The organism is Tolypothrix campylonemoides VB511288_2, from assembly GCF_045999855.1.
Classification (GTDB): domain Bacteria; phylum Cyanobacteriota; class Cyanobacteriia; order Cyanobacteriales; family Nostocaceae; genus Scytonema; species Scytonema bouteillei_A.
In genome coordinates, this window is sequence record NZ_JBFPMW010000005.1 from 184,785 (window position 1) to 199,014 (window position 14,230).

Genomic DNA, 14,230 nt, shown 5'->3' on the forward strand with positions numbered 1-14,230 from the left:
TGACTGAGAAAGTATGAACGTTCGACGACATTAAGCATAAAATTCGTAATTTTTTTGCTCTAGTACCAGTTTTCTGACAGATTGTCTTATTTTTTACCTTCTCTTATTCCAAGGGAGCGCATAAGTCCAAGGAAGCTTTCTGACTGTAAAGGGACAGTTGACAACGCATACGGGAGGGAAATCCCTACCTGGCGCAAGACCTACATATTTACTAGCCAGTCTTAGTACCAAATTCAGGGAAAATTCAAAGTTGCGTTTTCTGTCCATGAACTTGCGGAATTCTTTTTTCTGTGCCCGAATAGGGCTGGATTTCCATTTTAGGACATTGGCTATTGATGCTTCATCTCGTGCTTTATAGATTCTCGTTTCCATATCTAGCTCGAAAACACTTTCTGATGAGATTTTTTCCTTTAAGGTTGTTTTTGGAACAATTGCACTCGTCACCTGGGGAACTGCTAAGTCACGAATTATAGCTGGTTTGTCTACTGGAGTTTCGCGCATTACACGCCGTGAAACTCCATCAAATTCCATAAAAGTACAGTTGTCCCAGTCTACGTATACGATGATATCCTCAGATTTATTTTCAATATTAATAGATAAGTCTTTTGGATCTTTTATGGAATACATTGGTTTCAGGGAGAAAGAGACTCCAATTGCGTCTTTAAGTTCTTGTTCTTTTAGTTGTTCATCTACCTTTGCTTTGTTGAACTCCAGTTTTATTTGGTCATCAATAGAGTCAACCATTTGGTTGAAAGTATAAGTAATGCCAATGACGTAAAGTGTTAAGATCAGTAAATTTGAGTCACCATCTCTCATATTTTCTATATAGCCTCCTATACTTCTGCTTGAATGTTAAACTCGCTTGTCAAAATCACTATTAACTTTTGAGAAGTTCTGGAACCAGCCTTTCTGCCAGAAAATGACAACCATAGTAATTGCGATCGCTCCCATAACACCCAGACAAAGAAAGTAGCCCCAGTGCCAATTAAGTTCGGGCATATTGTAAGGGGATTTTTCTGTATTAAAGTTCATACCATAAATTCCGGCAATAAAGGTGAGTGGAATAAAAATTGATGACATAACCGTCAAAAATTTCATTACCTCATTCATCCTGTTACTGACAGCCGAAAGATAAACATCCATTAACCCAGATGTCAGTTCCCGGTAAGTCTCGATCGTATCAATGACTTGTATCGTGTGATCGTAACAGTCTCGTAGATACATTCGCACTTCGTCCCGAATTAATTCATTGCCATCCCTAATCAGTGAATTGATGGCATCCCGTTGCGGCCATATATAACGGCGTAGTTGCAATAATTCTCTCCTGATTTCATAAATTTTTTGCAGTGTTTGTTGAGTGGGATTTTCAATGACTTCGTTTTCTAACTCTTCAATGCGATCGCCAAAACGTTCTAAAACCGGAAAAAAACCGTCTACGATTGCATCTAGGACAGTATAGGCTAGATAATCTGCCCTACGCTTGCGGATAATACCTTTATTTTGGCAAATTCTTGTTCTCACCCCATCCAAGCAATCATATTCTGGTTCTTCTTGTACCGAAAGTAGGTAATTTTCCCCCAACACCAGACTGACTTGCTCGCTGTGAAAGCCTTCTTCTGTGGTTTTTGGCACAACCATTCGGCAAATAATGACTAGTTGAGCTTCATATTCCTCTATTTTTGGACGCTCTACCACATTGACTATATCTTCTAACACCAGAGGATGCAAACCAAAAACCTTACCCAATCGCCGCAAAACATCTTCATCTCCAAGACCTTGTACCTCCACCCAGGAAACAGATTCTGTATCTAAATAAACAGCACACTCTTCTGGAGTTACTGTTTCCTTACGAACAATATCAATAGCTTTATAGTCAATTAAAGATATTTTTGGCGGTGGAGAACCATGAGGAATATAGAGAAATCCGGGTATAGTTCCCGGTTGGTGATAGTATCTCTCTATGGGAGATGGACTGACCTCTTGAGAGGAAGGGCGATTCTTTCTTGCCGTTGTAGGCCGTTGGCGAACTTTACCTGCCATTTTAGGAGATTGATGAACTTTTTTTGCCATTTTAGAAGATCGACCCACTTTCTTTGGCATGAATATTTTTAACTCGTCACTAGTATGAAAAAACAGCTTGTTGCGAGCGGACAACTTGCTTTATAAATCTTTGCAAATATTAAAAAAACTTACATTGGCGTTTCATTCAGTAATTTCCGAGAAATATGTACCCAAACCCCTCTCCTAATACTGCAAGGGCTCTCGAAAATTGTCGCGAGAGACAAGCACCTTGTAGGGGAGGAAAAAACGGCAAAACCCAACAAGTATTACCAGTTATTGTTGGGATAGGACATTACCAAGAACACCTGAAACAATCTTTTGTCCGTCTTGCTCCAAGTAAACACAGCGAGCTGTGCTCATCCCGCAACCGCGAGTATAGTAATAGCCCCAAATACAAGGAACAAGAATGAATTCCATTACAAACACTTCATCTATTCGTCGCACTCTACAGTATATAGAATGGACTCTTTTAGGTGTATATCTAGTTCTTATAATAGTAAATCGGCGAGAAAATAGTTATTTATCACTGCCAATACCAACATTTACCTCATTTGCTTGTCTGACTGCACTGACTGTTTTAAGTTTTTTCTTTCCACTCAATCGTCCCATGTGGCAAAAGAAAATTTATATTTTTTTAGAGATATTATCGGTCATGCTTCCCAGATCGGTCGATGTCAATTTTGAAATTTTACTCTATCTTATAATTGCAAAAAGTTGCTTCTTAATAGAACGTAAATTTATTGTTATAATTGTAATCCTCTCAGGAATTATTTGGAACTCCCTCTTAGTTTGGAGTTTACCCCAAAAACTCAAGTTTAAACGTTCCCACCTGGCTCAACAAATATCTGAATTATATGATACTAAATTCAGCATTACTAAAGAAATTATCAATGATACAGGTGGATATTTAGCAGCAAGTACTTTTGTGCTGTTATTTTCCTTTGTAGTTATTGCAGAGCAAAAAAGCAGGCAAAAAGCAGAAATTTTAACCAAACAAGTAGAAACCTTAGCTGCTACTTTGGAAAGAACACGCATTGCTCGTGAAATTCATGATTCTTTAGGGCATTCTCTGACAACTTTGGATGTGCAGTTAGAACTAGCTCAAAAACTTTATCAACGCGATCCCATTCAATCTGCAAAATCTTTGGATATTGCAAAACAATTAGCAAATCAGTGTTTAAGCGAAGTGAGACGGTCAGTACAAACAATGAGACAGTCTAACTTTAATTTGAATGAATCATTGAGTACTTTAGTAGAAAATGTCGGCAGAAATCAATCATTTGTTATTCATCTAGATGTAAAACTTCCACAAATACCCGTTCAAATCAGCCATCAACTCTACTGTATAGTTCAAGAAGGTTTTACTAACATTCAAAAACACGCCTCAGCAAGTTTTGTCAGTCTCAAAGGTTATCAAACATCAAGTGGGATTATTATAGAACTGACGGATAACGGACAGGGATTTGAAGTCAGCGCACCACACTCTGGGTTTGGGCTGAGAGGAATGAGAGAGCGAGTTCACATTTTGGGCGGAGAAATTAAAATCAACAGCGCTCTCAATTCCGGAACTCAGATTCAGGTAGTGATTCCAATCTAAAGATGAAGAATAAACTATCGAGTATAAATATTAAAGGATAATTTTTCATCCATCGTTTATCCCTTTTCCAAGATGATTCGAGTGTTGCTTGTAGACGATCAACCACTTTTTCGCCAAGGATTAGCGTCTTTACTGTCTTTAGAAGAGGATTTGAAAATTATTGGACAAGCGAGTCACGGAAATGAGGCTATTGCTCTTAGTGAAAGTTTACAACCAGATGTTATTCTTATGGACGTAAGAATGCCCATCTGTGATGGTGTGGTTGCGACTCGCGAAATTCACCAGCGTTTTCCTTGGATAAGAATTCTCGTGCTGACAACGTTTGATGAAGATGAATATATTTGGGAATCGCTACAAGCAGGCGCACTCGGTTATCTTCTAAAAAGTACCCCCTCAGCCCAGCTGGCTGCAGCAATTCGTACACTTCATCAAGGACATTGTCAACTAGGTCCTACAATTGCTTCAAAAGTCTTTGCCCAGTTACGCCCCCCAACAGCTAACAAGCAAAATACAGTACAGTATCGTTTAAGCGATCGCGAATTAGAAGTTTTGACTTTAATTGCTCAAGGCAAAAGCAACAAGGAAATTGCCAAAACGCTATTTCTTACAGAAGGAACGGTGAAGAATTACGTAACTCAAATTCTGGGACGTTTGGGTTTGAGAGATCGCACGCAAGCTGCTTTGTGGGCAAAGGAAAATTTAATAATTTAAACCAAGTGCATGAAATATCTCATTGAGAATAAATGAGAGCACTGTAAGGAGCGATCGCAAAACCAGCGCTGTATGCCATTCCATCTTTGGGAGAAAACTCGCCACTCACAGCGTGTCCGCCAAAATTACTGAAATCGCCACTATACCCATTCCAATCGCTTGAGAAGCGACACCACCAAGTACCCAAGCGAGGTAAACCCACTCGGTAAGAATCCCAATAGCGGTTGGAGAAATTTAAAATGACAATAACGTCATCACCAGCACCACCTCGATCCCAACGATGGTAAGCAGTTACCTTATTCAAGTTATCAACTACATGGCAGTTTATATGCTGTCCTCTCAAACCGCGAGTATTGTTATCCCAATTGCGCCGCAATAGACAAAGGCGTTGGTAGAGGTCGTGAATACCAGCAAAGCGCTGCAGTCTATTCCAGTCTAAAGGATCGTCATCGCGAAAATGATCCACTTCGAGAAACTCTTGACCTTGCCAAATCATGGGAATTCCAGGTGCGGTGAGAACAATGGCAGCCCCCAACGTTGACCGCTTTTTAGCAACCCATGATTCGGGGTTATTGGGGTCTATTTGCCTGTTAACTCGAGTTTTTCCATTTGCCGTTTCATCATGAGATTCTGTATAAACCACTCGCTTAAAAGCATCGCCATTGAAACGACCGTAAAGCGCACTGGCAATCTCATTCATGTTCCGATACTCATCTAAGGGATTTTCCAATTCGTGTCGGACTTTGTGAATAAACCAGTGCCATTCAGCACTCATTCCTGCGCCCCCTTCAGGAGTTGGCTTAGTTAACCACCCGTCGTTATGCCAGTCTTCAGCTATCAAAATCTTGTGTCTGGGATATTTGAAAAAGTAGTTTATCTCATCGCTAATCCAACGCAACAGATTAAAGCCATCATTATTCCACCCTTTCCCATTATCAAATCCCCATATGTTACAGGTGCTATCTATCCTCAACCCATCACAGTGACATTCTCCCAACCAAAACATGGCATTATCCCGGAGGAACTGACGCACTTCCGGTCTGCCATAATCTGGTTTGGTATTTCCCCAAGGCGTTATGGCACGTCCATCGTTGTAGAAATAGACACCACCCCAGTTATCTAAACTCCAACCATCGAAGCGCCACAAACCATCTTGTAAATCGCTGGGGCCAAAATGGTTGTACACGCAGTCAAGAATGATGCCAACACCATAATTGTGAGCTGTATTTACAAAATTTTTAAAGTCATCTAAGTGACCGTAGGCAGATTCCAGAGCAAATGGAAAAGCGGTATTATATCCCCAGGAAAAATTGGCTGCAAATTCACTCGTGGGCATCAAGTTAATGCAGTTAATTCCCAGATCCCGCAAATAAGGCAATCTCTCAATCGCCTTTGTTAAATCTCCTGGTTCTCCATGAGGCGTGTCGTTAAACGTACCCAAGTGCAACTCATAGATAATCAGCGAGTTGAAATCAGGCATTTGAAAATTATCATCAGTCCACTCAAAATCCGAACGACTGACAATTCCTTTACCAACTGAACTCGTTACATCTTTAGCATAAGGATCTATTTTCCAAAGGACTTGTTCTGAATCTCGATTAACGATGCGATATCTATAGAGCTGTCCTTGTTTAATACCTTCCGCATCACCTGACCAATAACCATTATTTTCAGAAGCTAGTTCTATAAGTTTTTGCGGCTGAGTGTTATCCTGATTTTCTCGTTCGTATAGGGCAACATGAACTTTATTGGCAAATGGTGCCCACACTCTAAAAGCCGTACCGCGATCGTAAACAGTACTACCCATTCCTGGTTGTTTGCTGCTTACAGGAGTCTCTGTGAAATTTGAAGTTGGTTGCGTGGTGGAAACCATAGAATCGCGTCCTTATAAATAATTTGCTGATGTATATACAGGGCTAATCTTTTCAAGAAAATCAATGACTCTGGCACATAAGTAAGCATTGCTATTTCGTAGTGGCGATGCATACGCTCGCCGCTAGGCATGCCGTAGGCACAGACAGCGCAACTACAAACGAAAGTTTTTTATTGTGTATTTCGTTACACTCGGGATTTTTGCCAACTCATTTATTAATATATGTCAGCCAAACCAACTTATTCACTTCTAGATATTCTGGAAAATTATAGGAAATTTCTTTTATGGTAAAACCAATTTCAACAAAAACGGGGCTTACACAAACTCAGCCTATTTTCTAGGCTTATAGACGTATAGATCTCTCCAAACCTTTTAACAATAAGGGCTTGGATAAGCCCTAAAAAGTGCAACATACAAGGGAAACTTTAGAGTTGTTCCAAACAAAGATATGTTTGCAAACTATGTCAGTCTTCCAAAATTATCTATAAAGAAAAAATTAAATTTCTACAGGAAGTTTATCGCAATTCCGATTTAAAAAATCTATCTTTAGTAGGAAGTTTTTGAAAGGAAAAGATATATTAGGCTAAAAAATTGGGTAAGTTAAGTTCAAGCAAGTCAAAATCCGAGATCTCAAAAGCGAAATAACTTTCTACAAACTATGGCCTCACTTCTGAAGCAACAAGCAGCAGATGAATCCACGCCTCCCAAGCAATTATATATCCTTCTATGAATAGTATAGAAATAGCAAGAATAGATGCCAGAAATCCAAGTACCGATCCCAATTTACTGCGGAAGTTGGGGTTGAGTGAAGACCGAGATATCCGTGAGAGAGTTGCTACCAATCCTAATACGCCAATAGAAGTCTTGTTAGAACTGGGGATACAATTTCCAGAACAAGTGTTAAGCAATCCTGTCCTTCTCCTACTGTTGCTGGAAAATTTGAATCTAATAGAGCAAATGCCTTCAGCCACATTGATTCGTATAAAAATTGCGTTACACCCTAAAACACCCGTTCATATTTTGGAACAACTAGCACAAGATGAAAACTATTCTGTGCGTGAAGCAGTTATTGAAAATCCTAACTTACCAAAGAGCGTTTTGGAGCAGGTCTTACTTCAAGATAATAAAATAAAGTATTTACAATTAAAACCTGAGGGGTTACCTATTGTACTGACAAAATATACCAAAAATCATGATTTTCCATGGTCTGTGATAGCATTATTACACCCAAAAATTCCTCAAGAAATTTTAGAGGAAAAAGCACTTTCGTTTCATTGGTTAGAACGGTATGCTGTGACCAAAAATATCAACACTCCTAAAGATTGGTTAGAACTACTAGCCCAAGATGTTAACCGCATTGTTCGTGCTTCTGCCAAAGCTATGTTACAAGAACGATACTGAAGAATATTTGCCCTTGCATTATGGAAGTACGTACAACGTCACAAGCAGCTAAAAGTACTTGAGTTGTTTGGGACAACTGAGTGTGATGCAGGTTGTAGTTACAAACAGCAATGCCGAGTGTAAAAGCGGTTGTGGAGATAAAGCACATAAAAAAAGGTGGGCATTGCCCACCCTGTAGTATGGTGTGAAAAGGATTACATCATGCCCATGCCACCCATGCCACCCATACCACCCATACCACCCATACCGCCCATGTCAGGCGCACCAGCTGGTGGTTTCTTCTCGGGTTTTTCAACAACGAGTGCTTCGGTAGTTAAGACCATTCCTGCAATAGACGCAGCATTTTGCAACGCTGAACGTACTACTTTTGCAGGGTCAATAATTCCCGCAGCAATTAAGTCTTCAAATTCACCAGTAGCAGCGTTGTAGCCAATATTGAAATCGGTTTCCCGCACTCTTTCAACAACAACGGAGCCTTCAACGCCTGCGTTGTCTGCAATTTGGCGCAGGGGTGCTTCGAGCGATCGCGCTACAATATCAGCCGCAATCTTTTCTTCGCCACTGAGGCTTTCTTTAAACTCTGCTACTTTCTTGGACAGGTGAATGAGGGTTGTTCCACCACCGGGAACTATACCTTCTTCTACAGCCGCTTTGGTAGCGTTAAGAGCGTCTTCAATTCTGAGTTTGCGGTCTTTGAGTTCGGTTTCTGTTGCTGCACCTACTTTAATAACCGCAACACCACCAGCAAGTTTGGCGATGCGCTCTTGCAATTTTTCTTTATCGTATTCTGAATCGGTGTCTTCGAGTTGTTTGCGAATTTGACCAATTCTCTTTTGTACGTCTGCTTTGGTGTTGTCACCCGCAGCAACGATAGTTGTGTTTTCTTTATCAATTGTGATTCTACGAGCAGTTCCCAGCATTTCCAAAGAAGCAGCGTCTAAGCTTAAACCGATTTCTTCGGAAATCAACTGTCCGTTGGTGAGAATGGCAATATCTTGTAACATGGCTTTACGGCGATCGCCAAACCCAGGAGCTTTGATAGCGCAAACAGTCAGCACTCCTCGTGCTTTGTTGACCACCAAAGTTGCTAAAGCTTCCCCTTCTACATCTTCAGCAATCACCAACAAAGGTTGACCCAAACGAGCCACTTTTTCCAAAACAGGAACTAAATCCTGAATTGTGCTGATTTTTTTATCAGTAATGAGGATGCGGGCATTTTCAAATTCTACTGTCATCCGCTCGTTGTTAGTGATGAAGTAGGGAGATATGTAACCTCTGTCTATCTGCATCCCTTCAACAACTTCTAGTTCAGTTGTCAGAGACTTAGATTCTTCTACAGTGATTACACCATCTTTGGTGACTTTTTCCATCGCCTCAGCTAGCATGCTACCGACTTCATCGTCGTTACCAGCCGAAACTGAAGCCACTTGTGCGATCGCAGCCCCTTCCACTGGTTTTGCCACGGCGGCAATTTCTTGTACCAAAATATCGACAGTTTTGTCGATTCCCCGCTTTAGGGCAATAGGATTACTACCCGCAGCAACGTTCTTCAAACCTTCCTTGACTATCGCCTGCGCCAATACAGTTGCAGTGGTAGTCCCATCTCCAGCAACATCTTTTGTTTTTGATGCTGCTTCCTGGACAAGTCTTGCACCCGTGTTTTCCAGGGGGTCTTCCAGTTCAATTTCTTTAGCAACGGTGATACCATCATTAACAATTTGAGGCGCACCGAATTTTTTCTCTAACAGAACGTTACGACCCTTTGGTCCCAAAGTAATTTTCACGGCATCAGCTAGAGCGTTGATTCCTCGTTCTAACGCCCGCCGAGAGTCCTCATTGAATGAAACAATTTTCGCCATGTTTAGTTCTCTAGCACGTCCTGTTTTACAATTTAGCACTCAGAAGACAAGAGTGCTAATTTTTCCGGCAAAGACTGCGGATTGTTGGGAAAAAATTGATTAATATGTAGGTGCTTGGGTGGAGATTGGGGATTGGGACAAGGGGACAAGGGAGACAAGGAGGACAAGGGAGACAACCAACCCCAATCCACGCATCCACGCATCCAAAATTTCCCATCCTCAAGCCCCAATCCCCAATGATATAAGAAAGTAGCAATTGACAACGAGGACAAGGTAAAACTGAAGCTTAAAGACAAGCAGGCAAACTCAATGGCAAAACATGAATATATACAACGCCCTTCGTTACCTAGGTATTGCTGACCCCAGTGGTTCCGGCTGGTTGGCAGTAGTTTTTACATTTCTCTTAGCTTATGCAGTCACTTGGCGCATGATTCCCTCAGTTCGTAAGTTTGCCTTGAAAGTTGGATGGGCTGACCAACCAAATGCACGACGACTTAACCGCGAACCTCTACCCAATGCAGGGGGTTTGGCTATTTATGCGGGCGTGATTGCTGCGGTGGTACTCGCGAGTCTCTTACGACCTATTGAACTTGAAAGAGTGCTGGCTCAGGTACTCACTATTTTACTAGGTGGTTCGATCTTAGTACTTGTGGGTTTTATCGACGACCAGTTCGGTTTACCTCCTCTTTTTCGCTTATTAATTCAAATACTGACAGCTCTGTTATTGGTTGCCAATCGGATCACCATGAATGTTTCCTTTGGCACTCCATTTGACTATATACTATCGATATTACTAACAGTACTGTGGGTGGTAGGAATCACCAATGCCATTAACTTGATGGACGGCATGGATGGTTTGGCAGGAGGAGTCAGTTTTATCTCTGCCATGAGTCTACTCGCTGTTTCCGCCCAAGTTCCCAACCGTGCTGCAGCAACATTAGTTTTGGCAGCACTCGGAGGTGCAGCACTAGGTTTTTTACGTCATAATTTCCACCCCTCACGAATTATTATGGGTGATGCTGGAGCATACTTTTTCGGTTACGTACTAGCAGCTACTGGTATTTTAGGGAACTTACAAGCCCCCACAGCTGTCTCTTTAGTAGCTCCAGTTTTATTTCTACTCCTACCAGTGCTAGACACGACTCAAGTGTTTATCAGACGCTTGATGGCAGGTAAAAATCCTCTTAGCACTCCTGGTAAAGACCACCTACATCACCGCTTGCTTGCATGGGGTCTATCTCAACGTCATGCAGCGCTTACTCTTTGGACAATTGCTTTGATTTGCAATTTGTTGGCGATGAGATTGCAAAATATGAGTTTACTACAGATGCTTGCCACTACCGTTGGCATAGTCTCTCTCTTGGGCTTCGTGGTTTTGCAAAGAATACGAACGGCTTGAAGTATGAATTATGAAGTATGAATTATGAATTATGAATTTTATACTTATCATTCAGCATTCATAATTTATGAAATATGAATTGTATACTTATCATTCAGCATTCATAATTCATAATTCATAATTTTTTTTACATTACCATTCCGCCATCGACGTTAAAGACTTGTCCGGTAATATATGCTGCTGCTGGATCGGCAGCTAAAAAGCGTACCATCCCCGCAACTTCTTCTGGTTGACCGTAACGGCTTAAGGGAATAAATTTTAGAATTTCTTCAGATTTTAGGTCGCTTGTCATGTCAGTGGATATAAAGCCCGGAGCAACTGCGTTGACGGTGATACCGCGAGAAGCAAATTCTTTAGCGACTGTTTTGGTAAAGCCAATAACTCCTGCTTTTGCTGCACTGTAATTGGCTTGTCCGGGATTGCCCATTTGCCCTGCAACGGAGGTAATGTTAATGATTCGCCCCGAACGTTGCTTGAGCATAATTTTACTGACAGCACGAGTACAGAGAAAAACTCCCGTGAGGTTGAGATCGATGACGGCTTGCCAATCTTCTGGCTTCATGCGTAAAAGTAACGTGTCGCGAGTTATACCTGCATTGTTGACTAAAATGTCAACTCGGCTGAGTTTCTCCATGACCGTGTTGACTAAGGCTTCTACTTGGTCGGCTTTGCTTGCGTCTGCTTGTAATGCGATCGCCTGACCTCCAGCATCGGTAATTGTCTTGACAACTTCGTCAGCCGCACTGCTGGAACTGGCGTAGTTGACGACTACGTTCGCGCCCAGTTTTGCCAATTCGAGTGCGATCGCACGTCCAATTCCTCGTGAAGCACCAGTCACAACAGCGACTTGTCCGCGTAAATTTTGCAAATTCTCCGGCAATAAGTCCATTGAGTATTCCCTTTCATTGTTGTCGCGCTATACATAATAGGGCTATCTGAGTGCAAGAATAAAAACAATCGTTGAGACTCGGCGGATAACTGCTAGCAGAGATTACCATTGAAAAATCAAACTATAAAAAATTGGTGGGTATTACATGACTACCAAAAAGCAATTCAACAGCTTTGAAGAGATGCTATCTGGCTCTGATGTTCCTGTCTTAGTGGATTTTTACGCTGACTGGTGCGGTCCTTGTCACATGATGAGCCCGATTCTAGAGCAAGTCAACGCCCAACTCCAAGGGCGGATTAGAGTTGTCAAAATTGATACTGAAAAATATCCCCAGCTGGCAACAGAGTATCGGATTGAAGCTTTACCAACACTGATGGTGTTTAAACAAGGTCAGCCCGTGGATCGGATTGAAGGTGTCGTACAAGCACCACAATTGATACAACATTTGAATACGTTAATTTAACGACTTCATCCACTTGGATGACGCGTACTACTTGTTAAGTTTAAATAAAATGGGGGGTGAAGAAAGGTGTCACAAATTGTACTCAATCACCTCCTGTTTTTCCATGTTGATTGCAAAATTTCTTGTAGGGTGGGCATTGCCCACCCTAAGCCCATAGGTAATCTTCTAACGACAAGGGAGCCGTCTCAATTTTTTCAGCAATTTCAACAGCTTTAAATAAAAAAGCTCGAAACCATAATCATTTTCGGAGCTTTCACATACGGATATTTTAATTAAATAGTTGTATTATCCTGTTTAACTATAGATGACAACTTGCGACATATTGGGCTAGTTACTTGATTAACAATAAATTCTTTATGTAAAGTCATCTCAGCATAAGTTGTCCTGCGACCATCTATTTTAATAGTAACAGTTCCTCCACAACAGCTATTACCGCTAAGCCCTCTAGCAGGAAGTTTATTTAAATGTGTGGGCTTTGAACTAGGAAGACTAGCCGCACATTGTTGAGATAGTTGAGTGCATAAAATATGAACATTTGGAACTGAAGAAATAATACCTTCTACTATTTCTATACGGGGATTATTAAAACGATTGCGATCGATGGAGAATATGATGAACTTTGGTTTGATAAAAGTACAAATTTGCTCGGCAAATTTTTTAGCATTTCCACGTCCTGGTCTTCCACCATGATGAGGAAAAACAAGGATGTCAGCGCTCAAAGTCTTTTGATCTTGAATCAAATTGTCAAATCCTACACTATCAATATCCGCTGCTAGTATGGCCACTCTGTGAGAATCGTGAACTATGCCGATAACGGCTGATATTGAGTTAGAAGTTAATCGCCGTCCTTGTAAATCAGTTCCTCCAGCACCACTTAAATTTAATTCAGGTGTGGGTGCAAGGACTTCTATATTGACTGAACCAATGTTCAAAATCCCCGTTTTTGTTGTTGTTAATTCTGATGAAACTTTAGTTCCTCGTTTGCGAGCATCTTGTAAAGAATAACGTACATCCTTCCAAATTGCACTGTTCTTAATTGCATCAGGGTTTATATGTACGTTGTGAACTTTGATATCTTTATTTGAGAGTAAGTCAATTATCCCTCCAATATGATCTGCATCAGAATGGGAAATGAGGATATGTAAAATTTCTGTAATAGATAGATGCTCAAGAGTTTCTACCAACGTACCCCCTGGGGGACAGTCAATAACAATTACATCATTTGCATCTCTGATTAACGCACAATTTCCATGTCCAACATCTAAAATAATTAGTTCAGGTGAGTCCATCATCTTCATCTGGTTCAGGTGCTAATTCAAATTTTTCAAAATACAGATCATCAGGTTTTTCTGCTCCTGTGTTTACATAAGCAAATAAACGCATATCTGGTTTTAATGCAACTCTAATATTCTCTGGAATCAGAGAAGCTGGAAAACGAACAGCCGTATAGGGATTCCAACTAGGAACAAATGCATCTACAACAGGTTCATTAGATTCTTCATCAATATTAGCAATCCTAACTATCGTTCTACGAGGTTTTCTGGTACTTGGTACTTTCCCAGAAAGTTCTGAGGTACAATCTTCTATTCCCTTAGCAATCCTTGAAGCATTGGCTTCTTTTCGACTAAGTAGTACTGGGATTTTATGTCTCCATTTTCTAATCGAAAAAGATGTATCCATCTCTGTGTATTGTGTTATCAATATTGATGGAAATTTTATGTCATATAAAGCCGCAACTAATTCTGCTCCATAAAAATTAGCAAATCCCGAATTACTCAATCGGTGATCGCACACGGCACCTTGAGCATTTTCTCTAATAAGAGATACCAAGTCATTGACATTGTGAAAATTTCCATTATCTAATAAAAATGGTTTATAACCTGCGTCCTCTATTTCCCATACTGTTGCTTTAGCCTGTGTGGTGTCATCATCAACTATAGCTATTATTTTTTCATGTAAAGCTTGTGTTACAATCAT

Annotated in this window: 12 protein-coding genes; 5 read left to right on the forward strand and 7 right to left on the reverse strand. The window is 40.8% G+C overall.

The window, feature by feature from the left end; translation table 11 throughout:
• Positions 1-93: 93 nt before the first annotated feature.
• Positions 94-816 carry a hypothetical protein gene (locus AB0756_RS17295; protein WP_038085538.1) on the reverse strand — a complete coding sequence of 241 codons (723 nt, stop codon included), beginning with the start codon at positions 814-816 and terminating at the stop codon, positions 94-96.
• 36 nt (positions 817-852) lie between these two features.
• Positions 853-2,070: a magnesium/cobalt transporter CorA gene (gene corA, locus AB0756_RS17300; protein ID WP_167844712.1), complete on the reverse strand. Its 1,218-nt coding sequence runs from the start codon at positions 2,068-2,070 to the stop codon at positions 853-855.
• 397 nt (positions 2,071-2,467) lie between these two features.
• Here corA and AB0756_RS17305 point away from each other — a divergent pair, with 397 nt between their 5' ends.
• Together AB0756_RS17305 and AB0756_RS17310 are read left to right on the forward strand one after the other, a co-directional pair.
• A complete protein-coding gene (locus AB0756_RS17305; protein WP_038085536.1) occupies positions 2,468-3,658 on the forward strand; it encodes a sensor histidine kinase in 1,191 nt (396 codons plus the stop codon).
• 72 nt (positions 3,659-3,730) lie between these two features.
• Positions 3,731-4,369 carry a response regulator gene (locus AB0756_RS17310; protein ID WP_038085532.1) on the forward strand — a complete coding sequence of 213 codons (639 nt, stop codon included), beginning with the start codon at positions 3,731-3,733 and terminating at the stop codon, positions 4,367-4,369.
• 19 nt (positions 4,370-4,388) lie between these two features.
• On the opposite strand, the gene AB0756_RS17315 is transcribed toward AB0756_RS17310, so the two are convergent.
• Entirely contained in the window at positions 4,389-6,242 is a 1,854-nt protein-coding gene (locus AB0756_RS17315) for an alpha-amylase family glycosyl hydrolase (RefSeq protein ID WP_038085529.1), read from the reverse strand.
• 726 nt (positions 6,243-6,968) lie between these two features.
• On the opposite strand from AB0756_RS17315, the gene AB0756_RS17320 reads away from it, so the two are divergent.
• Entirely contained in the window at positions 6,969-7,643 is a 675-nt protein-coding gene (locus tag AB0756_RS17320) for a hypothetical protein (protein ID WP_038085524.1), read from the forward strand.
• Between the two features lie 194 nt (positions 7,644-7,837).
• Here the strand turns inward: AB0756_RS17320 and groL are convergent, their stop codons facing one another.
• Complete coding sequence (gene groL / locus AB0756_RS17325; protein WP_038085521.1) at positions 7,838-9,502, reverse strand: chaperonin GroEL; 1,665 nt, start codon at positions 9,500-9,502, stop codon at positions 7,838-7,840.
• Positions 9,503-9,821: 319 nt separating this feature from the next.
• On the opposite strand from groL, the gene AB0756_RS17330 reads away from it, so the two are divergent.
• Complete coding sequence (locus tag AB0756_RS17330) at positions 9,822-10,901, forward strand: MraY family glycosyltransferase (protein ID WP_038085519.1); 1,080 nt, start codon at positions 9,822-9,824, stop codon at positions 10,899-10,901.
• Between the two features lie 127 nt (positions 10,902-11,028).
• Here the strand turns inward: AB0756_RS17330 and fabG are convergent, their stop codons facing one another.
• Positions 11,029-11,790, reverse strand: coding sequence for a 3-oxoacyl-[acyl-carrier-protein] reductase (gene fabG, locus AB0756_RS17335; protein ID WP_038085517.1), 762 nt, complete (start codon positions 11,788-11,790; stop codon positions 11,029-11,031).
• A gap of 145 nt (positions 11,791-11,935) precedes the next feature.
• Between fabG and trxA the strand changes: the two genes are divergently transcribed.
• Positions 11,936-12,253: a thioredoxin gene (trxA, locus tag AB0756_RS17340; protein ID WP_038085514.1), complete on the forward strand. Its 318-nt coding sequence runs from the start codon at positions 11,936-11,938 to the stop codon at positions 12,251-12,253.
• 272 nt (positions 12,254-12,525) lie between these two features.
• On the opposite strand, the gene AB0756_RS17345 is transcribed toward trxA, so the two are convergent.
• Positions 12,526-13,545, reverse strand: a complete 1,020-nt coding sequence (locus AB0756_RS17345; protein ID WP_202048632.1) for a ComEC/Rec2 family competence protein — start codon at positions 13,543-13,545, stop codon at positions 12,526-12,528.
• Entirely contained in the window at positions 13,529-14,230 is a 702-nt protein-coding gene (locus AB0756_RS17350) for a hypothetical protein (RefSeq protein WP_038085511.1), read from the reverse strand. Before AB0756_RS17350 ends, AB0756_RS17345 begins: the two co-directional genes overlap by 17 nt.